Source organism: Streptomyces vastus, assembly GCF_039532825.1.
In the GTDB taxonomy this organism is placed as follows: domain Bacteria; phylum Actinomycetota; class Actinomycetes; order Streptomycetales; family Streptomycetaceae; genus Streptomyces; species Streptomyces vastus.
Window position 1 is genome coordinate 78431 of the sequence record NZ_BAAASJ010000041.1, and the last position, 21171, is coordinate 99601.

Here is a 21171-nt window from a genome sequence, read left to right on the forward strand (position 1 = left end):
ACGGACATGCGAAACTTTTCACATGAGTGCCGCAAGCCACGACCCCCAGCGCTCGAACCGCACCCGCTCGTCCAGTCGTACGCGCAGTCGCGCCGCCCTGTTCACCAGCGGGGCCGCCGTCTCGGCGCTGGTGCTGTCCGCGTGCGGGTCGGGCGGTACGTCCGGGGGATCCGGCAACACGGGCTTCGTCACCGGCACCGACGGCATCGCGACCGTCGAGAAGGCCGAGCGGGCAGCGGCCCCCGAGCTGTCCGGCATGACCATCGACGGCAAGCAGCTCGATGTCGCCGACTACAAGGGCGACATCGTCGTCCTCAACGTCTGGGGCTCCTGGTGCGGGCCATGCCGCCTGGAGGCCAAGAACTTCGTCAAGGTCTCCGAGGACCTCAAGGACCAAGGCGTACAGTTCGTCGGCATCAACACCCGCGACACCAGCACCAAGCCCGCGGTGGCCTTCGAGAAGGAGTACGGGGTCACCTATCCCAGCCTGTACGACCCGACGGGCAAGCTCATGCTCCGCTTCGAAAAGGGCACGCTCAACCCGCAGGCGATCCCCTCCACGATCGTCATCGACCGGGAGGGCAACATCGCCTCCCGCTCGCTGCAGCCGCTCAGCGAGGAGAAACTCCGCAAGATGATCAAGCCGATCCTCGCGGAGAAGTGACCGCTCGTGTCCCTTCTCGCCGCAGCCACCGATACCAATCAGACAGTCCTCAGCGGGGCCCTTCTGCTCGCCCTTCCGGTCGCCGTGTTCGGCGGACTCGTGTCCTTCTTCTCGCCGTGCGTCCTGCCGCTCGTGCCCGGCTACCTCTCGTACGTCACCGGAGTCACCGGCACCGACCTGGCCGAGGCCCGGCGTGGGCGGATGGTCGTGGGCGCCTCCCTCTTCGTGCTCGGCTTCACCGCCGTGTTCGTCTCGGGCGGGGCGCTGTTCGGCTACTTCGGCTCGACACTGCTGGAACACCAGAGCACCCTGTCCAAGGTGCTCGGCGGGCTCATGATCCTCATGGGCTTCTTCTTCATGGGCATGATGCCCTGGCTCACCCAGCGTGAATTCCGCTTCCACAAGCGGCCGGTGGCCGGACTGGCGGGCGCCCCGCTGCTCGGCGCGCTCTTCGGGATCGGCTGGACGCCGTGCATCGGCCCGACGCTCGCATCTGTGCAGGCGCTGTCGTTCGAGCAGGCGAGCGCGGGGCGGGGCGCCATACTGACGGTCGCGTACTGCGTTGGTCTGGGCGTGCCCTTCGTCCTTGCCGCGGTCGCCTTCCGCAAGGCGCTTGGTGCCTTCGGCTGGGTCAAGCGCCACTATGTCTGGGTGATGCGCATCGGCGGCACCATGATGATCGTGACCGGGGTGCTCCTGCTGACCGGCGCGTGGGACCGCATCGTGCAGGAGATGCAGGTCTGGTCCAACGGCTTCGTCGTAGGGATCTGATCCATGAGCTCGACTGACACCGGCAAGCCCACCGAAGCGCCGGACGACACCCCGGCCGTACGGGACTCCGGCGCGCCGGACGACAGCGACCTCGGCGCCGCCGGTTCGCAGCTCTCCACCGCCCCCCGCGAGGACGCGCCCAACCTGCCCTCGCTGGGCGTCATCGGCTGGGCCCGCTGGTTCTGGCGGCAGCTCACCTCCATGCGGGTCGCGCTGATCCTGCTCTTTCTGCTGTCGCTCGGGGCGATTCCCGGCTCGCTGATCCCGCAGAGCGGGACCGACGAGATGAAGGTCGAGCAGTTCACGAAGGACCACACCACGCTCGGGCCGATCTACGAGAAGCTCGGGCTGTTCCACGTCTACAGCTCCGTGTGGTTCTCGGCGATCTACATCCTGCTGTTCATCTCGCTGATCGGCTGCATCGTGCCCCGCACCTGGCAGTTCGTCGGCCAGTTGCGCGGCCGGCCGCCGGGCGCGCCCCGTCGCCTGACCCGGCTGCCCGCGTACACGACATGGCGTACGGAGGCTGAGCCCGAGGCAGTCCGCGAGGCCGCGCTCACGCTGCTGAAGAAGCGGCGCTTCCGCGCGCACACCGCGGACGACGCCATCGCCGCCGAGAAGGGCTACCTCCGTGAGGTCGGCAACCTCGCCTTTCACATCGCGCTGATCGTGATGCTGATCGCCTTCGCCTGGGGCCAGCTCTTCAGGTCCGAGGGCAACAAGCTGATCGTCGAGGGCGACGGGTTCGCCAACACCCTCACGCAGTACGACGACTTCAAGTCCGGGAACCTCTTCAGTACTGACGACCTGTCGCCGTTCAGCTTCACCCTGAAGGACTTCAAGGGCACGTACGCAAGGACAGGGCCCAACAGGGGCACGCCGCGCGTCTACGAGGCCACCCTCACCTACAGCGAGGGTGCCGACGGCAAGGAGCAGAAGGCCAAGATCGGGCCGACCGATCCGCTGAGGCTCGACGGCTCGAATGTCTACCTTGTCAGCCACGGTTACGCTCCTGTCGTCACCGTCCGGGACGCCAAGGGCGAAGTCGTCTACCGCCAGGCCGTGCCGCTGCTGCCGCTCGACTCGAACGTCACCTCCTCGGGAGCGATCAAGGTCCTCGACGGCTACACGAACGCCAAGGGCGAGAAGGAACAGCTCGGCTTCAACGCCTTCTTCGTGCCGACCTTCGCCGGTGCAGGCCAGGGCCAGATGCTGTCCCAGTTCCCGGCATTGGACTTCCCGGTACTGGCGCTCTCCGCCTACCACGGCGACCTGGGCGTCAATTCGGGCCTCCCGCAGAGCGTGTACCAGCTCGACAGGACCAACATGAAGGAGTTCAAGGACTCCAAGGGCAACCTGCTCAAGCAGCGGCTCCTGCCCGGCGAGACCATGAAGCTCCCTGGCGGCAACGGCTCGATCACCTTCGAGAAGGACGTCAAGGAGTGGGCCGGATTCCAGGTCACCCACGAGCCCGGCAGCGGCTGGGCCCTGACCGCATCCATGGCCGCGATCTTCGGCCTCGCCGCCTCGCTCTTCATCCAGCGTCGCCGGGTCTGGGTGCGGGCGACCGCGGGTGCGGACGGTGTCACGGTCGTCGAGATGGCCGGCCTCGGCCGCAGCGAGTCCGCGAAGGTCCCGGAGGAACTGGGGGACTTGGCGGCCATCCTGTACGACACGGCTCCCGGCGCACCGGACCCAGACCCCGAGCCCGACACCAAGACTTCCGGCGCCGCGCCCGAGCCGGACGGCAAGACTGCCGAAGCCGACACCACCCCCGACTCCCAAGCCGTACCTGCCGAAGGGGCTGAGACGACGTGACTCTCGCCGCCGCGACCGAGCTGGCCGCCGCCACCAACGAAAACCTCGCGAACATCAGCAACACGTTGATCTACTCGTCGATGGCCGTGTACACCCTGGCCTTCTTCGCGTACATCGCCGAGTGGACCTTCGGCAGCCGCAGCAAGGTCAGTCGGACGGCCGCCGCGCTCACCGGCGACGCGAAGGGCGCGAAGAAGGACGCCAAGAAGGCCGGGGCGCCCGAGGTCACCGTGAAGAAAGCCGGTGGCACGGCCGTACTGGAGCGGCCCGAGGTCGTCACGCGGGCCGCCGCTGGTGCGCGGGACGTGCCGGACGGACCGGGTGCGCACGGCGGGGACGAACAGGGCGACCTCTACGGGCGTATCGCCGTGTCCCTCACCGTGCTCGCCTTCCTCATCGAGTTCGGCGGAGTGCTCACGCGGGCCCTGTCGGTGCAGCGGGCGCCGTGGGGCAACATGTACGAGTTCAACATCACCTTCTCCACCGTTGCCGTAGGCGTGTACCTCACCGTCCTCGCGTTGAAGAAGAACGTCCGCTGGCTTGGACTCCCCCTGGTCACCACGGTCCTCCTCGACCTCGGTCTGGCCGTCACTGTCTTGTACACCGCCAGCGACCAGTTGGTTCCCGCCCTCGACTCGTACTGGCTCTACATCCACGTCTCCACCGCGATCTTCTGCGGCGCCGTCTTCTACGTGGGCGCGGTCAGCACGATCCTGTACCTCTTCAAGGACTCGTACGAGAACAAGCTGGTGAGCGGCGGCACGCCCGGCCGTTTCGCGACCTCCGTCATGGAGCGGCTGCCCGCCTCGGCCTCCCTCGACAAGTTCGCATACCGCGTGAACGCCGCCGTCTTCCCGCTGTGGACCTTCACGATCATCGCCGGCGCGATCTGGGCGGGCGACGCGTGGGGCCGCTACTGGGGCTGGGACCCCAAGGAGACCTGGGCGTTCATCACCTGGGTCGCGTACGCCTGCTATCTGCACGCCAGGGCCACGGCCGGCTGGAAGGGCCGCAAGGCCGCGTACATCGCCCTCGCCGCCTTCGCCTGCTGGCTGTTCAACTACTACGGCGTGAACATCTTCGTGAGCGGCAAGCACTCGTACGCCGACGTCGGCTGAGCGCAGCACACCAAGACCGCCCGGAACGGCGTGAACAGCGCGCGCGTATCCGGGCCGGAGACGCGGGGGCGTTCGGCGAACTCTAGTGGTGGAGGACCTTCTCCTTGGCCCTGCGGAACTCGTCATCGGAGATGTCGCCGCGGGCCCGGATCTCCGAGAGCTTGGCGAGTTGGTCCGCCTCGCCGGCTGGGCCGGTGGCGCCGACGGTCTCGCGGATGTACCGGTTCGTCTCGTCCAACTGGGCCCTGACGTGCGCCTGTTCACGCCTGCCCATGTCCTTGCCCCTGACAACGACATAGACGAAGACACCCAGGAACGGAAGGACGATCGTGAAGACCAGCCATCCCGTCTTGGCCCCTCCGCTCAGGGAGTCGTCGCGGAAGACATCGACGATGACGCGGAAGAGCAGGAAGATCCACATGACCCAAAGGAAGATCCACAGGACCGTCCAGAAGGCCCCCAGGACCGGGTAGTCGTAGGCCAGGTTCACATAGCTGCCCATTGCTTCTCCTGAAGGTGTGCGCGGTGCGAGGGGCTCGCGGGCCCGTGCCGGGCCGGTCGTTACTGCTGGTCTTCGCCGCGAAGCTCCAGCCCGAAGGCGTCGCCGATATTGCGGGCGGCGGACACGACGCGGGCGCTGCCCACCACGGGGGCGATCGCCACGAGCGTTCCCTGGATCTTCTCCAGCGGCACGCCGAGTTCCGCGGCGGTGCCGATGTTGAGGAGGTACGAGGGGGCAGAGGCGTCCATGGCCACCAGGGCCGCGATGCGTGCCAGCAGATACGTCTCCTCATCCAGCCCGGACCGCTCGAACGTGTCGAGCGTCATCTGGACGAGCGTCTCGAACACAGGCGCGTTCGCTTCGGCGAGGGCGGCAACGGCGCCCGCTCCTGTCTCTTCCTCAGCCATCTCGGGCTCCTTTCCCTGGCTTCCCTGGCTTCCATGGCGGTTGGTGTGACGTACGCCTTCAGGAGAGCCCCGGCGCGCGCCGGTCGGCATCACCCGGGGCGGATGACTGGCTGATCGCCGGGGGCCGGGCGTTCTGCTGCGCCGGAGGCCGCGGCGAGGATTCCGAGAAGCGCCAGTACGAGGAGGACAAGGCCGAGGACAAGCGCCACGGCCCCGGGGGTGGGGTAGTTCCACAGCACCAGGGCGAGTACGCCGCCGGCGATGACGATGCCAGTGGTCCAGTCACCGTGTGTGCCCAGCCAGCGGCCTGCCGCCCCGGTATGCAGACCGTGGCGCGCCATGGACCGGCCGGTGGCCCCGGTTCCGCCTGCCGCCGCTGATCTGACCCACCGGGCACCGCGTCCGGGACCGTACAGATAGGCGGCCAACGTGGTGATCACCGCGATGACCAGGACCGTACGCGTGCTGTTCCTCAGGAAGCGGACGAAGGTGTCGTAGATGTCGGCTGCGGCGTCCCGCGGCAGAGCGGTCGTGGGGACGGAGTCCAGATAGACCTGGCGCATCACCGCAAGGCCGACGAGCAGCACGATCATCATGACCCCGACGCCGATGGCCGTGGTCATCAGTGTGGCGCGATGCGCGGGGGCGCTCCACACGGCGAGCGCCGCCAGGATCAGGACCATGACGGGGAGCCAGGCGCCGATCACGTGCAGCAGCCGCATGCCGTCCTGAGCCTCGTTCAGCTTGTCGGTGTGCAGCAGGGTGACCGTCTTGTCGACCTGGGGGATCTTCGCGGCCGGAGCGAAACCCGCATCCGCCAGTCGTTGCTTGACGCTGTCGATGACGGTGCCGATGTTCAGGTCGATGCTGCCGTCGCCGGCCTGAACGGCGCTGCTGCCCTTGCCGGTGAGGACCTTGACCACGGCGGCGTGGGCCGTTCGGTTGGCGTCGTCCCACGCTTCGGCGAACTGGTCGCTGGTCACCACCTTGTTCACGATGTCGTGGACGGCCGCGCTGAGCGCGCTCTTCAGCGGGCCGGTCAGTGCCCGGGCGCCCAGGACCACCTGAGGTGGCGCCCCTGCCCGCTCCAGCGCCCGAGCGGTGGCCGCGGTGATGGCGGCGACATCGATGTTGTCGACGACGCGTTTGGTGAGCCGGTCGGTCACGGTGTTCTGGACGGAGGGCTCCGTGGCGATCGGGGCGACGGTCTGGACGTACCTGTCGGTGTCGGAGACCTCGGAGTCCACCCATGCCGCGACGACGGCCGCCGGTGCCAAGACGAAGGCCAGCAGCAGGAGTACGGAGACCGCCGTATAGCGCAGGTGCCGGTGACGAACGGCCGCCGCCCTGCGCAGACGTTCGTACTCGTCCCGTTCCGCGGCGTTCAAGGGAGGGCCGGCGGCCGGACGTTCAGGGCCTTCGGAAGCCGATGACGAACCACCAGAGGAATCCATGAGTCGTCCCTTGGCTTGCAGCTTCGACTTGAAGAGCCGCGTACCTTCGCGGGGAGGGGGCCTCAGGCTTCTTCCAGGGCCTAACCGAAAGGCCAGTTCCATCGTCGGCCACGAAGCCGTCAGCGATGCGTTTTGGCACGTTTTGCCGTCTTGTCAACCATAGCGAGGGTCTGCGGACGTCGCATCGCCGAGCGGCGGGACGAGCAAGTCTGGCGACTTGTAGTTCAGACGTTGAGCCCGGGTTCCTGTACGGCCGACACGAACGACGACCAGGCTGAGCGGCTGATCAACAGGACCGGTCCGTCAGGGTTTTTGCTGTCGCGGACGGGGACGACGGCGGGGAAATCGGGGGCTACTTCGATGCAGTTGCCGCCGTTGGAGTCGCTGTAGCTGCTTTTGATCCACGTCGCGGCGCTGAGCTGGTGCTGGTTCATGCTGCTCATACCCCTCCATCACGCCGCTGATCAGGGCGGCGGATTCGCGGGCCGACGGAGAGTCCGCCCTGAGCACATCATAGGTCTGGCTGTGGCCTGCGTAGACGGCCGGATCATCGTTGAAATGGCCACGATCCAGCGACTCCGAGTAGACCCACTCGTGCCCGTCGGGCAGCTTGATCAACGACATGGAGCCGCTGGGTCGGACGAGCCCGAGGAGACTGGCGGGGGCCACCTGGATACGGATGTTGGGGTGTCGCCCGACGTTGAGCAGGTGCACGCACTGGTCCCGCATGACGGCCGGGCTGCCCACCACATTACGCAGACAACTCTCGTCCAGAACCACGACGTACAGCGGACTGCCCTCGGCCAGGAAGCGTTGCTGCCGGCTCAGCCGGGCCCGAACGCGCTCCTCCAACTCATCGCCGCTCGCGACGCGTGAGAACAGCGCCCGCGCGTAGTCCGGCGTCTGCAACAGCCCTGGAATCACCCGCTCCTGATACTCCCGCAGGGCAACCGCCACCGCATCCATCTCAGCCCTGCGCCTGAACCAATCCGGATGCTCCACCTGCGGATACCAATCAATCCGCCCCCACAACCGCACCAACACCCCACCCGTATCCAGCACTTCGTCGCACTTCTTGGCGAACGTGTCCTGCGGGACCCGCGTCCCCGCCTCGACCCGCGCCACATGCGAGCGATCGCACGGGATCTCCTTTGCCAGCCCCTCCTGCGTCAGCAGTGCCGCCTCACGGAAGTGCTTGAGTAACTCCCCGAAAACGGCCCCGGTGGTCGCGGCCGAACCCCCCTCGGCATTACGTCGGCTCACAACATCCCTCCGTGACAGTGGGCCAGTGGCACGCGTCCGGCGTTGAACGTGACGCTTCGCTGCGCAACGCTGGATTCACCCAGAGTAACGAGTCATTCGCCCCTGGCAGGTGCGAACGGCAAAGAACGTATGGAGTGGAAATGCCGGACGAAGCAGGGCAGTTGGAGCCGGGGGCGCTCGTCTTCGACCCGGGCGCGCGGAGGGTGGGGGAGTACCGCGACAAGGCGGGCCCGTACGCGATGCTGCGCCCCGTCGGCGGCGGCCGGGAGTGGGAGGCCGACCCGGCGCTGCTCCGCCCGGCGACGCAGGAGGAACGGATCGACGCGACGCTGCGGGCGGCCAACCACCGTACGAAGCGGAGGGTGTGAGTTGCATCAGCCCGCTCAGCCGGACGGCCTCAGCCGCCCGTCCGTCCCGACCCCCGGTTGCGCGACGTGCACCGAACTCGCCATCACCAGAGACGACGCCCGCGTCCGCGGCAACCGCAGCGCCGCAACCGACGCCGACATTCTCCTGCGCCGCCACCAACGCGGCGAACACGCCTGCCGCACCACGCGGTAACCGCACCATGCGGTAATTCCCTACCGTCGCGGCCGGGAAAGGCGGAGACTCCTGTCATGGCTGACATGGGGGCGTTCCGGGATGCGGTCGTCGCGTGGGCGGCCGGTGGCCCCGGCGACCCCGCGCGCGAGCTGGCCGCGCGGCTGCCCGTCCGGGCCGCCGTCCTGCTCGAAGGGCCGAGCGACGTCGCAGCGGTCGACGCGCTGGCATCGAGCCGCGGCCGGGATCTCGCGGCCGAAGGAGTCTGCGTCCTGCCGATGGGCGGCGCGATGAGCGTCGGACGCTTCGCCGGCCTCCTCGGACCACCCGGCCTGGACCTGAGCCTCACAGGCCTGTGCGACGAGCGGGAGCGCAGCTACTACGCCCGCGGCCTGGAACGGGCCGGTGCGGCACAGCAAGAGTTCTTCGTCTGCACGGCGGATCTGGAGGACGAGCTCATCCGCGCGCTGGGGGTGACACGAGTGGAGGAGCTCGTCCGGGCGGAGGGCGACCTGCGCGCCCTGCAGACGTTCCAGAACCAGCCCGCACAGCGGAGCCGCACCTCACAGCAGCAGCTGCGGCGCTTCCTCGGCACGACGAGCGGGCGCAAGATCCACTACGGCCGTGTACTCGTCGAGGCCCTCGAACCCGACCGCGTACCCGCCCCACTCGACGGCCTGCTCACCAGCGTCTGACCGCTGGGCGACGTCAAGCTCGGCAGAAGACCCGGACTCCGCCTCACGCCCGTTTCTCAACCTCCGGTATGGATCTTTGGGCGGGGCTAGTCCGATGAGGGCTCCGAGCATCACGACTTTGGGGCATCCCAGACACCAGTCGCGGCTGTCTCGTCTGCATACTCCGCGAAGTCGCGGGGCGGGCGGCCGAGGATGCGCTCGACGGTGTCGGTCACGTGGGCCCTGCGGCCGTCGAAGACCTCGACCATCAGACCGGCCAGTTGCGTTGCGTACTCGGCCGGCACGCCTCGTTCGGTCAGGGATGAGACGAACTGCTCGGGCGTGACCGGCAGATAACGAACCTCCTTGCGGGTCACCCTCGCTATCTCGCCGACGGCATCGGCGAAGGTGAGCAGTCGTGGTCCGGTCACGTCGTGGATCCGGCCGGCATGGCCGTTCTCGGTCAGCGCCGCGACGGCGACATCCGCGATGTCCTCTGCGTCAGTGAACGGTTCCGCGACGTCGCCGGCCGGAAGTGCGACCACACCGGCTCGGACCAGTTCTACGAGGAACGCCTCGCTGAAGTTCTGCGTGATGAACCCCGCCCGCACGATGGTCCACTCCGCACCCGAGTCCCGCACCGCCTGTTCGCACCGCTCGGCCTCATCAGCACCACGGTCGGCAAGCAGGACGAGGCGCCGGACGCCGCAGGCCACTGCCAGGTTTGCGAAAGAACCCACGGTCCTGGCCGCCCCGGGGAACGCCGCGTCAGGGTAGAAGGCCACATAAGCCGCGTCCATGCCTCGTAGCGCGGGTTCCCACGTGGTGTCGTCCTGCCAGTCGAAAGGCGGATCGGCGCGCCGTGAGCCAACCCGTACCGGCACGTCACGCGCTTCGAGCCCGGACACGACGCGGCGTCCGGTCTTGCCTGTCCCCGCGAGGACTAACGTTGTTGGCGCAGTCGCTGTCATGATCCACAGTCCACCGGAACGTCGGGCTACGGGCCATGGTCGAGGCTAACAAGTCCATACAGCAGGGACGAAACGTCCCGGGCGAGTTCCTGCAGGGCGCGGTGTACAAGCTCGCAGCGGCGCGGTGACCCTGCTCATCCTGTGGTGGGAGACCCGCCGCTGACGCCAGGGCGGGCCTGCCCCAGGGCAGGCCCGCCCTATCCTCGACAACCCGCCATTCTCCAAGGCGAGCCGACTGCTGACCTCCTTGCCGGAGGCGTGCCGTGCCCCAGCTCTCAGCCGACCGTGATCGAGTCCAGCTTCTCCCGCAGATACACGTGCGAGTCCACCGGCTCGTACGCCACCCGTCCCACCGGCGCAGGCACCGACTCCACGAGCGTCCCCGGCGTGCACTCGCCGAAGTACACCAGGGACAGCAGCTCCTCGGCGGGCGCGTCCGCGGGCGGCGGCAGCACCCGGTGCCGTCCCGAGCGCCAGCGGTCGCCGGCCCAACGGGCCATCAGGTCACCGACGTTGATGGTGAAAGCCTCGGGGTCGTACGGGGCGTCCTCCCAGCCGCCGTCGTCCGTGTAGACCTGCAGGCCGCCCTTGCCGGCCTGCCGATCGAGGATCGTGACCGTGCCGAAGTCGGTGTGCGGGCCGATGCGGAACTGGTCCGGCTCGGGCTCGCCCATCACATCCCTGCCCGGGTACCAGTTGATGTTGAAGCCGTAGGTCGGGTGGTCCATGTGCTTCGTGAAGAAGTCCGGCTCCAGGCCGAGGGCCTCGGCGAGGAGGGCGAGGAGGTGGTTCTCCAGCTCGGCCATCCGGGCCAGGTACTCCTCGCAGAGCGACCTCAACCCGGGAGCTTCCTCGGGCCAGACATTCGGCGCGTACCACTCCGCGTTCACGACCGGGTCCTCGAAGGGCTCATGCGTCGCGAACGTCAGCGACTCCTTGAGGTCGGGCGGGGTTTCCGTGCCCTCCGCGTAGCCGTTGGCCTCCGCGCCCGGACCGAGCCAGCCGCGGCCGCCGACCCTGGCGGCGTACGGCTGCTTGACCTCGACGGGCAGCCGGAAGAATGCACGGGCGGAGTCCCGGATGGCCGACCGCAGCTCCGGGGCCACGCCGTGTCCCGTCACGAGCAGGAACCCGGCAGTCTGCAGGGCCTCGTCGACTGTTCGGGCGATCTCCTTGCGGGCCGCGGGATCGCCGTCGGTCCACGGCTTCAGATCAATCGTGGGGATACGGGCGTCAATCACCGATGTCCTCGTTCCACAAAGCCGGATTGTTCTTGATGAAGTCGCGCATCATCTCGACACACTCGGCGTCGTTCAACAGGACGATCTCCACGCCGTGTTCGGCCAGCCAGTCGTGGCCGCCGTGGAACGTCGTCGCCTCGCCGATCACCACCCTCGAGATGCCGAACTGCCGCACCAGGCCGGAGCAGTACCAGCACGGCGAGAGGGTCGTCACCATCGTCGTACCGCGGTACGTCCGCTGTCGGCCGGCAGCGCGAAAGGCGGACGTCTCCGCGTGCATGGACGGGTCGTCGTCCTGGACGCGACGGTTGTGGCCGCTGCCCAGGAGGGTCCCGTCGGCGCCGTAGAGGGCAGCGCCGATCGGGATGCCGCCCTCGGCAAGCCCCGCCCGCGCCTCCTCGACGGCGGTGGCGAGCCACGCGCGTGCCCGGGCCTGGTCCATACGCTCCATGACTCCACTCTCCTACGAAAAAATCAGTTGCAGAGGGTTACTTGGCATGACGTAACTTGATCGGCATGTGCGCAGCCGCAGCTATCACCAGGACCCGCCGCTTCTAGCGGCGGGCACTCTCACACATGACGCGTGGCGATCTCGCGTAACGAGAGCATCCGCCGCTCCGGAGACCTCCCGCCGGGCGGCCCCTGCCGTGCTGCCCGGCTTCCCTTCGAAGCCGCGGAGATCCTGTGCGCACCCAGCGTCATCATCAGCACTCGCACCAGCATCCTGGCCGTCACGAACTCGGTCAGAACTTCCTCGTCGACCAGAGCGTCATCGACACCATCGTCAGCCTCGTGACCAGTACCGACGGGCCGATCATCGAGATCGGCCCCGGCGACGGCGCGCTCACCCTCCCCCTGCAACGCCTCGCCAGGCCCCTGACCGGCGTCGAGATCGACGACCGGCGCGCGGCCCGGCTCGATCGCCGTACGCGCCCGTCGACCGCGATCGTCCAGGCGGACTTCCTGCGGTATACGGTCCCCACCACGCCCCATGTCCTGGTGGGCAACCTGCCCTTCCATCAGACGACCGCGATGCTCCGGCGCATCCTCAACGCCCCAGGCTGGACCGAGGCCGTCCTGCTGGTGCAGTGGGAGGTCGCGCGCCGTCGGGCCGGTGTGGGCGGGGCGACGATGATGACGGCGCAGTGGTGGCCCTGGTTCGAGTTCAGGCTCGTACGACGCGTACCGGCGGCGGCGTTCCGGCCGCGTCCCGGTGTCGACGGCGGGCTGATGACGGTGTCCCGACGCGAGCGGTCCCTTGTCGACTGTCGCGACCAGCGGCGCTACCAGGACTTCGTACAGCGGGTGTTCACCGCCAAGGGGCGCAGCCTGCCGGACATGCTCGGCGCCGCCGCGCCCGAGCTGCCGCGGCAACGGATCCGCCGCTGGACGCGGCAGCACCGGATCGCTCCGAATGCCCTGCCGAAGAGCCTTACTGCGGAGCAGTGGGCGGAGCTGTACCGGCTGCGGCAGGAGCGTTAGCTCTCGCTGCCCTCGTCCCGCTCGCGCTTCTCGCCCTTGGGGGAGTCCTTCGGAGAGTCCTCGGGAAGGTCCTTCGGCGCGTCCTTGGGGGAGTCGGAGGAGGCGGAGGAGTTCGAGGAGTCCTTCGGGAACTCCTCGTCCTTCAGGGACTTCAGGAACTCGGGGTTGTCGTCCGGCGCCACCCAGCCGTCGCGGCGCCGTCCGCCCGCGGGGCGCGGCGCCGTGCGCTCCTTGCCCACGAGCAGCCAGGAGATGGAGCCCACCAGCGGAAAGAGCAGGACGAGAATGGCCCAGAGCGGCTTCGGGATGTGCCGGATCTGCTTCTCATCGGTGCTGATGCAGTCGATGAACGCGTAGATGCTGAGCCCCAGCGGCACCAGCACCATCAGCACCCTGAGCATGAGCACTCCCCTTGCGTTGCGATCGGGGCCACTGGACCAGGCCCCGTTACGGGGCCAGGGTAGCCCGTAGCCGCTGTGCTATACCCGGGGCGCTGTGTCCCGTTGCCGCTGCGCGGCGGGCCGGACCCCCGGCCGGAACGCGGGGCGCGCGCATGCTTCCGACCGCCCTCGGCGATACTTGACCGCATGGCTTACGACGATCTTCGCTCCCTGCTCAGGGCACTGGAACGCGAGGGTGACCTCAAACGCGTCAAGGCCGAGGTCGACCCGTATCTGGAAGTGGGGGAGATCGTCGACCGCGTACAGAAGTCGGGCGGCCCGGCGCTGCTCTTCGAGAACGTACGCGGGTCGGCAATGCCGCTCGCGATGAACGTCTTCGGCACCGACCGGCGCCTGCTCAAGGCGCTCGGCCTGAAGTCGTACGGGGAGATCAGCGAGAAGATCGGCGGACTGCTCAAGCCCGAGCTGCCGCACGGCTTCGTCGGCGTGCGCGAGGCCTTCGGGAAGCTCGGCGCCATGACGCACGTACCGCCGAAGAAGGTGAAGTCCGACAACGCCCCCGTGCAGGAGGTCGTACTGCGCGGCGACGACGTCGATCTGGAGCAGCTCCCGGCCCTCTTCACCTGGCCGAAGGACGGCGGGTCCTTCTTCAACCTCGGGCTCACCCACACCAAGGACCCGGAGAGCGGCATCCGCAACCTCGGGCTCTATCGCCTCCAGCGCCATGACAAGCGCACCATCGGCATGCACTGGCAGATCCACAAGGACAGCCGGAACCACTACCAAGTGGCCGCGCGGCGCGGCGAGAAGCTCCCCGTCGCGATCGCGTTCGGGTGCCCGCCCGCCGTCACCTACGCCTCCACGGCCCCCCTCCCCGGCGACATCGACGAGTACCTCTTCGCCGGGTTCCTCCAGGGCAAGCGGATCGAGATGGTCGACTGCAAGACCGTGCCGCTCCAGGTGCCGGCGCAGGCGGAGGTCGTACTGGAGGGCTGGCTGGAGCCGGGCGAGATGCTCCCGGAGGGGCCCTTCGGCGACCACACCGGCTTCTACACGCCGCAGGAACCCTTCCCCGCCCTGACCATCGACTGCGTCACGATGCGCAAGCGGCCACTGCTCCAGTCGATCGTGGTCGGCCGGCCCCCGACGGAGGACGGCCCGCTGGGGCGGGCGACGGAGCGCTTCTTCCTGCCCCTACTCAAGATCATCGTTCCCGACATCGTGGACTACCACCTCCCCGAGGCAGGCGGTTTCCACAACTGCGCGATCGTCGCGATCGACAAGAAGTACCCGAAGCACGCCCAGAAGGTGATGCACGCGATCTGGGGCGCGCACATGATGTCCCTGACCAAGCTGATCGTGATCGTCGACTCGGACTGCGACGTCCACGATCTGCACGAGGTCGCGTGGCGCGCGCTCGGCAACACGGACTATGCCCGCGATCTCTCGGTCGTGGAAGGACCGGTCGACCACCTCGATCACGCCTCCTACCAGCAGTTCTGGGGCGGCAAGGCGGGCATCGACGCGACGAAGAAGTGGCCCGAGGAGGGCTATACGCGGGACGGCGGCTGGCCGGACATGGTGCTGTCCGACCCCGAGACGGCGGCGCTGGTCGACCGCCGCTGGAAGGAGTACGGACTCAAGTGAGCAGCGCTTCCGCAGCGATTCCTCAACCCGGCCGTACGAAGGCGTTCCTGCGCCTGGTCATGATCGAGCACTCCGTGTTCGCGCTGCCCTTCGTTTACATCGCGGCGCTGACGGCGATGTTCCAGACGGACCGGAACATCCACTGGGGCCGCCTGCTCCTCGTCACCATCGCGATGGTCGGGCTGCGTACGTTCGCCATGGCAGCGAACCGGATCATCGACCGCGAGATCGACGCCCGCAACCCTCGTACGGCGCAACGGGAGCTGGTCACCGGTGCGATGACGGTGCGGCACGCGTGGACGGGCGCGCTGGTCGCCCTGGTTTTCTTCCTCGGCGCCGCGGCCCTGCTCAACCCGCTCTGCCTCGCGCTCGCGCCCATCGCCGTGATCCCGATGGTGGTCTACCCCTACGGCAAACGGTTCACGAACTTCCCGCAGGCCATCCTCGGTCTCGCCCAGGCCATGGGCCCGATCGGCGGCTGGCTGGCGATCACCGGCGAATGGTCCTGGGAAGCGGTGATCCTCGGCCTCGCGGTGGGCGTCTGGATCGGCGGCTTCGACCTGATCTACGCCTGCCAGGATGTCAAGACGGACCGCGAGATCGGCGTCATGTCGGTCCCGGCCCGCTTCGGCATCCCGGCCGCCATCTGGGGCGCGCGCGGCTGCCACACGATGACCACGGCACTGTTTGTCTGGTACGCCCTGGCCACGGACGCGGGCGCCTTCTTCTGGCTGGGCCTGCTGATCGTCGCCGCCGCGTTCCTCTACGAGCACTCGATCGTGAAGCCGCACGACCTGTCCCGGGTGAACAGGGCGTTCTTCAGCGTCAACGGATTCATCGGCATCGCACTGTTCGCGTGCGCGCTGCTCGACCTGCTGGTGCGCGGGCTTACCGTATAGCAGCGCGTTCCGATGAGCCGGAGGCCGAGCGGCGGCGGAACAGGAATGCCGCTGCCACGCCGGACACCAGGCCGACCAGATGCCCCTGCCAGCTCACCGTGGTGTTGGTGGGGGCTATGCCCACGAGGACCGAGCTGCCCCAGACCGCCGCGATCAGTACACCGGCCATGATGCCGAGCGGCCTGCGCTCCACGAAGCCGCTGATCACCAGGAAGCCGAACAGTCCGAAGATCAGGCCGGAGGCACCGGCGGTGTTGCTGTGTGCCGGAGATATCAGCCAGACGCCGAGCCCGTCGGCCACGATGATCAGTGCGGCCACGGCGGCGAAGCGGCGCAGCCCGCTGAGGGCCGCGACAAAACCCAGGACCAGCAGCGGAACCGTGTTCGCCGCCAGGTGGGCGAAGCCGAAATGGATGAACGAGGCCGGCACGATGTCGACCAGCTCCGACGGTGTGCGCGGAGTGATCCCCAGGCCGTCCAGCGAGTGGCCCGTGATCACGTCGACCACTTCGAGCAGCCACAGCAGGGCCACCCAGCTCACCATCAACTTGGCGGCCGTCTTCGCCCGCTCGCCCTGCGACCAGCCCCGGTCACTCCGGGTCCAACTGACGTCCCTACCAGCCATCGCCGTCCCCCATGTCCGCCCGTACCGGAGCCCGCACCCGTCGTACGCATCTGCCGCGTCCATCGCATCTGTCGCACGCTTCTGTCGTACGCACCAGTCGCCCGGCTCTGTCAGATTAACGGCCCTGCCCCTCGCTCCGTTCCCACTCCCGGCCGCCGGATAGGCTCGACACCATGAAGCCAGGACAGACGCAGCGCACGCCTTGGATCGTGGGGGTCTCCGGTGCGTCCGGTACGCCGTATGCCGCTGCTGTGCTGCGTGCGCTTCTGGATGCTGGGGAGAGCGTCGACCTGATCATCAGCAGGGCTTCGCGGCTGACGTTGCTGGACGAGACGGGGATCGGCTTCCGGGACGCCCACTGGGACGAGGACCTGCGCGAATGGCTGGCCCGTGGCGCGGACGGCAAGCCCGGCACCTTCGACATCCAGGCCCGGGACGTACGGTACTGGAACCCCGGTGACCTGGCAGCGGGGCCGTCGTCAGGCTCGTACACCTCGAAAGGCATGCTCATCGTGCCCGCGTCCACCGGGTGCGTCGCGGGGGTCGCGCTCGGCCTCTCGAAGGACCTGCTGCAACGCGCCGCGAGCGTCACACTCAAGGAGCGCCGCAAGCTGGTCGTCGCCGTCCGCGAGACCCCGCTGAACGGGCAGACCCTGCGGCACCTGGTGACCCTGGACGACGCGGGCGCGACCGTACTGCCGGCGTCCCCGGCGTTCTACGCGGGCGCCACCCACATCCAGGACCTCGTCGACTTCATCGCCGGCCGGGTGCTGGACGTGGCAGGCGTCGAGCACACGCTCTACCGCCGCTGGGAGGGCGAACTGGGCGGCGGCTCACGCCCCACCTGAGCAACTGGCAGTACCCACTCAGCACTTCAGCACAACGCACTTCAGTACCTCAGTACTTCAGGAACTCTTCAGCGGAAGGCTATCGATCGCATGGACGCGGTGGACAGGCAGCTCATCCAGGCCCTCAGGGAGAACGGCCGGGCCTCCTACGCGGAGCTGGGACGCCTCGTCGGACTGTCGGGACCCAGCGTCACCGACCGCATCAACCGCCTGGAGGCGGCCGGTGTCATCACCGGCTACCGCGCGACGGTCGACGCCGCCTCGCTCGGCCTGGGCGTCACCGCCCTCATCGGCATCTCGCTCTCCGACGCCGCCGACCACGAGGACGTCGCGCAGCGGCTGCGGGACCTGAACGAGATCGAGGACTGCTGGTTCATCGCGGGCGACGACTCGTTCATGCTCAAGGTCCGGGCGCCGGACGTGGACGGCCTGGAGAAGACGATCCGGCGGCTGTCGGGGACGAAGGGCGTGTCCCGTACGCGTACGACGATCGTGCTCTCCACGAAGTGGGAGAACCGGGTGGGTGAGCTGCCCGAGGAGCAGTAAGGCAGTAGGCGTACGGTTGACTGAGTTGTCGGCAGGGAGAGGTAGGGGCATGGACGTCGGGCTCAAGCGCGAGCTGGAGGAGAAGGTCCGGGCCGGTGAGCGGCTGACCCGTGAGGACGGCATCGCGCTGTACGAGTCGGACGACCTGGCCTGGCTGGGTGGTCTCGCGCACGAGGTGCGGACCCGTAAGAACGGTGACGTCGTCCACTTCAACGTCAACCGGCACCTCAACATGACGAATGTGTGCACGGCGTCGTGTGCGTACTGCTCGTTCCAGCGGAAGCCGGGCGAGAAGGACGCGTACACGATGCGCATCGAGGAGGCGGTCAAGCTCGCCAAGGCGATGGAGGGCGAGAACCTCACCGAGCTGCACATCGTCAACGGCCTGCACCCGAACCTGCCGTGGCGCTACTACCCGAGGTCGCTGTCGGAGCTGAAGAAGGCGCTGCCGAACGTCTCCCTGAAGGCCTTCACGGCGACGGAGATCCACCACTTCGAGACGATCTCGGGCCTGTCGGCATCAGAGATCCTGGACGAGCTCATCGAGGCGGGTCTGGAGTCCCTCACCGGCGGTGGCGCGGAGATCTTCGACTGGGAGGTACGCCAGCACATCGTCGACCACCGCACGCACTGGGAGGACTGGTCGCGCATCCACCGCCTGGCGCACTCCAAGGGCCTCAAGACCCCCTGCACGATGCTGTACGGCCACATCGAGGAGCCGAAGCACCGGGTCGATCACGTGCTCAGGCTTCGTGAACTGCAGGACGAGACGGGCGGTTTCCAGGTCTTCATCCCGCTGCGCTACCAGCACGACTTCGTCGACATGAAGGACGGCAAGGTACGCAACCGCCTTCAGGCGCGCACCCAGATGGCAACAGGGGCGGAAGCTCTGAAGACCTTCGCGGTCTCGCGGCTGCTCTTCGACAACGTCCCGCACGTCAAGGTCTTCTGGGTCATGCACGGCGTCCAGACCGCCCAGCTGGCCCTCCAGCACGGTGCCGACGACATGGACGGCTCGGTGGTGGAGTACAAGATCACCCACGACGCCGACAACTACGGCACGCCGAACAAGCTGACCCGCGAGGACTTGCTGGACCTGATCCGGGACGCGGGCTTCCGCCCGGTGGAACGGAACACGCGGTACGAGATCATCCGCGAGTACGAGGGCCCGGACGCGTCGCGCCGCGAGTCGCCTCAGCCCATGCGGGTCTGAGGGTTTCCTTCCCCGCCCACCCGCCCTTCCGGGTTCAGGAGGGCTCCGCCCTCTTGAACTCCCGGCTCCACCCGGGTTGCTACGTGTGGTAGTCGGGAGGGTGCGGGTTGTTGGTGGCTGGTCGCGCCCACGCGGCGGAGCCGCATAGTGTCACGCCCCGCGCCCCTACGGGGCGCACCCTGTGCTGTCCAGCTGAGCCCAGGCACCCCCAGCCCGTCCGGCGTTTGAGCACGAGGCCCTTCAGGCCGATACGGGGGTCTGGGGGCGGAGCCCCCAGCGGGGCCCAGGGGCAGCGCCCCTGGTTACGGGAAGGGCGGGTTGGGGGAGAAGTCCGTGTGCCCCCGCCCAGCACGGGTACCCGAAGCGCATGGTCAGCACCAAGACCCCCGAGGACGCGTACACGGCGGAGCCGTTCGTGCCGGAGCGCGGCGGCCTGCCCGCTCTGCGCAAGGCCGCCGCCGAGTGCCGGGGCTGCCCGCTGCACCGGAACGCCACGCAGACCGTGTTCGGCAACGGCGACACCGACGCCCGAGTGCTGATCGTCGGGGAACAGCCGGGAGACCAGGAGGACCGGCAGGGGAAACCGTTCGTCGGCCCCGCGGGCCGCCTGCTCGACCGGGCCCTGGCCGAGGCGGGCATCGACCCCGGCCAGACGTACGTCACGAACGCCGTCAAGCACTTCAAGTTCACCAGCTCCGGCCCCGGCAAGCGCCGTATCCACAAGGCGCCCAGCCTGCGAGAGATGACGGCCTGCGGCCCCTGGCTGGCCGCCGAACTGGCCCTGGTGGACCCGGAGTTGATCGTCATACTCGGTGCCACCGCGGGCAAGGCCCTGCTCGGCTCCTCGTTCCGCGTCACCCAGCAGCGCGGAACGCTCCTGGAAGAGGAGATCCACGGCCGCAAGGCCCGCGTGGTCGCCACCATCCACCCGTCCGCCGCCCTGCGCGCGGACGACCGCGAGGCGGTGTACCAGGGGCTGGTCTCCGACCTGAAGGTGGCGGCACGGGCGCTGGGCTGAGCGCGGGCAAAGCGGAGAATGAGCCGGACCGACGGGCCGACGGACCGTCGGTCCTCCGAATGCGCTTGAGCCCCGTACGCCGTAATGGATAACCTCGCTATATGCCCCTTACGTTCACCCTCGACCCCTCCGTGGACCCCGCCCTGCGCGACGGCCTCCTCGACCTCTGGGCCGACGTGACCAACGCAGGCGGAGCCGTCGGCTTCGTACCGCCCGTGACCGCGGACGCGATCCGCCCGGAACTCGTCAAGCATCTCGCCGCGATGAGCGAGGGCCGTATGCGGCTGCTGGTCGGCCGGGACGAGGAGGGTGCCATGGCCGCAACCGGCTTCTTCGCCTTCAACACGCACCGGCTGATGACGCACTGGGTGTGGCTCTACACGGTGATGGTGCACCCGAAGCACCAGGGCAAGGGCTACGGGCATGACCTGCTCGCAGCCGCCGCGGAGGCGGCCGTCGGCTTCGAGGGCATCGAGGCGATACGGCTCTCCTGCCGCGGCGGACTCGGGCTCGAGCGCTTCTACGCCTCCTGCGGCTACAAGGAGGTCGGCCGCGTACCCGGCGCGATCCGCGTCGCACCCGGCGACGACCGCGACGACGTCACGATGCTGCTGCCGCTCACCCGCCCCGCCTGAGGCCACTCTCCTGCGGCCATGGAAGCCCCGCCCCCCTGCGAGCTCACGGGCAGGACGTGCTTGACTGGAGGGTGCCCTTTGGGAACGTTCGAACGGGAAGAGTGGATTGAGATGCTCCGCTACACACTGATGCGCCTCGGAATCTTCGCGGGCTGCCTCGTGGTCGTCTGGGGCCTCGTCTACTCCGGCATCGCCCCGCGCGGCCTCGGCGACTCCAACGGCATGTGGATCGTCCTGCTCGCCCTCGTGCTCTCGGCTCCGATCAGCTTCGTGGTCCTGCGCAAGGAACGCGACCGCGCCTCCGCGAAGATCGTCGAGCGGGTGGACCGGACCAAGGCCAACCTGGAGCGCAACCGTTCCCAGGAGGACACCGCGGACGACGCGGCGCGCGGTGGGGCACAGGGCCAGCCTTCGTGACCCAACCCTTCGTAACC

Annotated in this window: 26 protein-coding genes; 16 read left to right on the top strand and 10 right to left on the bottom strand. The window is 68.4% G+C overall.

What is annotated here, in order from left to right; all coding sequences use genetic code 11:
* Nucleotides 1-22 precede the first annotated feature (22 nt).
* From ABD357_RS20805 to ccsB, 4 genes are read left to right on the top strand one after another with little or no spacing between them, the layout of a single operon-like run.
* Nucleotides 23-664 carry a TlpA family protein disulfide reductase gene (locus ABD357_RS20805; RefSeq protein WP_344391931.1) on the top strand — a complete coding sequence of 214 codons (642 nt, stop codon included), beginning with the start codon at nt 23-25 and terminating at the stop codon, nt 662-664.
* 6 nt (nt 665-670) lie between these two features.
* On the top strand, nt 671-1435 hold the full coding sequence (locus ABD357_RS20810) for a cytochrome c biogenesis CcdA family protein (RefSeq protein WP_344391932.1): 765 nt from the start codon (nt 671-673) through the stop codon (nt 1433-1435).
* A 3-nt stretch (nt 1436-1438) separates the two neighbouring features.
* A complete protein-coding gene (resB, locus tag ABD357_RS20815) occupies nt 1439-3253 on the top strand; it encodes a cytochrome c biogenesis protein ResB (RefSeq protein ID WP_344391933.1) in 1815 nt (604 codons plus the stop codon).
* Complete coding sequence (ccsB, locus tag ABD357_RS20820; protein WP_344391934.1) at nt 3250-4371, top strand: c-type cytochrome biogenesis protein CcsB; 1122 nt, start codon at nt 3250-3252, stop codon at nt 4369-4371. Before resB ends, ccsB begins: the two co-directional genes overlap by 4 nt.
* Before the next feature lie 82 nt (nt 4372-4453).
* On the opposite strand, the gene ABD357_RS20825 is transcribed toward ccsB, so the two are convergent.
* The 5 genes from ABD357_RS20825 to ABD357_RS20845 form a co-directional block, all read right to left on the bottom strand.
* Nucleotides 4454-4873, bottom strand: coding sequence for an SHOCT domain-containing protein (locus tag ABD357_RS20825; protein ID WP_344391935.1), 420 nt, complete (start codon nt 4871-4873; stop codon nt 4454-4456).
* A gap of 59 nt (nt 4874-4932) precedes the next feature.
* Complete coding sequence (locus ABD357_RS20830) at nt 4933-5280, bottom strand: carboxymuconolactone decarboxylase family protein (RefSeq protein ID WP_344391937.1); 348 nt, start codon at nt 5278-5280, stop codon at nt 4933-4935.
* Between the two features lie 89 nt (nt 5281-5369).
* Nucleotides 5370-6668 carry a hypothetical protein gene (locus tag ABD357_RS20835; protein ID WP_344391938.1) on the bottom strand — a complete coding sequence of 433 codons (1299 nt, stop codon included), beginning with the start codon at nt 6666-6668 and terminating at the stop codon, nt 5370-5372.
* Between the two features lie 290 nt (nt 6669-6958).
* Nucleotides 6959-7096 carry a DUF397 domain-containing protein gene (locus ABD357_RS20840; protein ID WP_344391997.1) on the bottom strand — a complete coding sequence of 46 codons (138 nt, stop codon included), beginning with the start codon at nt 7094-7096 and terminating at the stop codon, nt 6959-6961.
* Nucleotides 7038-7997 carry a helix-turn-helix domain-containing protein gene (locus ABD357_RS20845; RefSeq protein WP_344391939.1) on the bottom strand — a complete coding sequence of 320 codons (960 nt, stop codon included), beginning with the start codon at nt 7995-7997 and terminating at the stop codon, nt 7038-7040. The genes ABD357_RS20840 and ABD357_RS20845 overlap by 59 nt, the downstream gene beginning before the upstream one ends.
* Nucleotides 7998-8137: 140 nt before the next feature.
* On the opposite strand from ABD357_RS20845, the gene ABD357_RS20850 reads away from it, so the two are divergent.
* Genes ABD357_RS20850 through ABD357_RS20860 form a run of 3 tightly spaced genes read left to right on the top strand, consistent with a single transcriptional unit; the run spans nt 8138 to nt 9232 of the window.
* Nucleotides 8138-8365, top strand: a complete 228-nt coding sequence (locus ABD357_RS20850) for an SRPBCC family protein (RefSeq protein ID WP_344391940.1) — start codon at nt 8138-8140, stop codon at nt 8363-8365.
* 1 nt (nt 8366) lies between these two features.
* On the top strand, nt 8367-8558 hold the full coding sequence (locus ABD357_RS20855; protein ID WP_344391941.1) for a hypothetical protein: 192 nt from the start codon (nt 8367-8369) through the stop codon (nt 8556-8558).
* A 56-nt stretch (nt 8559-8614) separates the two neighbouring features.
* Nucleotides 8615-9232: a TOPRIM nucleotidyl transferase/hydrolase domain-containing protein gene (locus ABD357_RS20860; RefSeq protein WP_344391942.1), complete on the top strand. Its 618-nt coding sequence runs from the start codon at nt 8615-8617 to the stop codon at nt 9230-9232.
* A gap of 110 nt (nt 9233-9342) precedes the next feature.
* Here the strand turns inward: ABD357_RS20860 and ABD357_RS20865 are convergent, their stop codons facing one another.
* The 3 genes from ABD357_RS20865 to ABD357_RS20875 form a co-directional block, all read right to left on the bottom strand.
* Nucleotides 9343-10182, bottom strand: coding sequence for an NAD(P)H-binding protein (locus tag ABD357_RS20865; protein ID WP_344391943.1), 840 nt, complete (start codon nt 10180-10182; stop codon nt 9343-9345).
* 275 nt (nt 10183-10457) lie between these two features.
* Complete coding sequence (locus tag ABD357_RS20870) at nt 10458-11423, bottom strand: isopenicillin N synthase family dioxygenase (protein ID WP_344391945.1); 966 nt, start codon at nt 11421-11423, stop codon at nt 10458-10460.
* Nucleotides 11416-11874 carry a nucleoside deaminase gene (locus ABD357_RS20875; protein ID WP_344391946.1) on the bottom strand — a complete coding sequence of 153 codons (459 nt, stop codon included), beginning with the start codon at nt 11872-11874 and terminating at the stop codon, nt 11416-11418. The genes ABD357_RS20870 and ABD357_RS20875 overlap by 8 nt, the downstream gene beginning before the upstream one ends.
* Nucleotides 11875-12107: 233 nt before the next feature.
* Here ABD357_RS20875 and erm point away from each other — a divergent pair, with 233 nt between their 5' ends.
* Complete coding sequence (erm, locus tag ABD357_RS20880) at nt 12108-12905, top strand: 23S ribosomal RNA methyltransferase Erm (protein ID WP_344391948.1); 798 nt, start codon at nt 12108-12110, stop codon at nt 12903-12905.
* Here erm and ABD357_RS20885 read toward each other — a convergent pair.
* A complete protein-coding gene (locus ABD357_RS20885) occupies nt 12902-13306 on the bottom strand; it encodes a PLD nuclease N-terminal domain-containing protein (protein WP_344391949.1) in 405 nt (134 codons plus the stop codon). The two genes, erm and ABD357_RS20885, sit on opposite strands and share 4 nt — an antisense overlap.
* Nucleotides 13307-13492: 186 nt before the next feature.
* On the opposite strand from ABD357_RS20885, the gene ABD357_RS20890 reads away from it, so the two are divergent.
* Together ABD357_RS20890 and mqnP are read left to right on the top strand one after the other, a co-directional pair.
* Nucleotides 13493-14953 carry a menaquinone biosynthesis decarboxylase gene (locus tag ABD357_RS20890; protein ID WP_344391950.1) on the top strand — a complete coding sequence of 487 codons (1461 nt, stop codon included), beginning with the start codon at nt 13493-13495 and terminating at the stop codon, nt 14951-14953.
* Nucleotides 14950-15852 carry a menaquinone biosynthesis prenyltransferase MqnP gene (gene mqnP / locus ABD357_RS20895; protein WP_344391952.1) on the top strand — a complete coding sequence of 301 codons (903 nt, stop codon included), beginning with the start codon at nt 14950-14952 and terminating at the stop codon, nt 15850-15852. The genes ABD357_RS20890 and mqnP overlap by 4 nt, the downstream gene beginning before the upstream one ends.
* Here the strand turns inward: mqnP and ABD357_RS20900 are convergent.
* Nucleotides 15842-16477, bottom strand: coding sequence for a rhomboid family intramembrane serine protease (locus tag ABD357_RS20900; protein WP_344391954.1), 636 nt, complete (start codon nt 16475-16477; stop codon nt 15842-15844). The two genes, mqnP and ABD357_RS20900, sit on opposite strands and share 11 nt — an antisense overlap.
* A gap of 173 nt (nt 16478-16650) precedes the next feature.
* Here ABD357_RS20900 and ABD357_RS20905 point away from each other — a divergent pair, with 173 nt between their 5' ends.
* The 6 genes from ABD357_RS20905 to ABD357_RS20930 all read left to right on the top strand — a co-directional run bounded on the left by ABD357_RS20905 (nt 16651) and on the right by ABD357_RS20930 (nt 21154).
* Complete coding sequence (locus ABD357_RS20905) at nt 16651-17325, top strand: UbiX family flavin prenyltransferase (RefSeq protein ID WP_344391955.1); 675 nt, start codon at nt 16651-16653, stop codon at nt 17323-17325.
* Between the two features lie 90 nt (nt 17326-17415).
* Entirely contained in the window at nt 17416-17871 is a 456-nt protein-coding gene (locus ABD357_RS20910; protein WP_344391957.1) for an Lrp/AsnC family transcriptional regulator, read from the top strand.
* Between the two features lie 49 nt (nt 17872-17920).
* On the top strand, nt 17921-19084 hold the full coding sequence (gene mqnE / locus ABD357_RS20915) for an aminofutalosine synthase MqnE (RefSeq protein WP_344391958.1): 1164 nt from the start codon (nt 17921-17923) through the stop codon (nt 19082-19084).
* 367 nt (nt 19085-19451) lie between these two features.
* A complete protein-coding gene (locus ABD357_RS20920) occupies nt 19452-20102 on the top strand; it encodes a UdgX family uracil-DNA binding protein (protein WP_344391959.1) in 651 nt (216 codons plus the stop codon).
* Between the two features lie 101 nt (nt 20103-20203).
* On the top strand, nt 20204-20737 hold the full coding sequence (locus tag ABD357_RS20925) for a GNAT family N-acetyltransferase (RefSeq protein ID WP_344391960.1): 534 nt from the start codon (nt 20204-20206) through the stop codon (nt 20735-20737).
* A 111-nt stretch (nt 20738-20848) separates the two neighbouring features.
* The gene (locus ABD357_RS20930) at nt 20849-21154 is read left to right on the top strand and encodes a DUF4229 domain-containing protein (RefSeq protein WP_033319671.1); all 306 of its coding nucleotides are present in this window, start codon (nt 20849-20851) and stop codon (nt 21152-21154) included.
* The last annotated feature ends 17 nt before the right edge of the window (nt 21155-21171 follow it).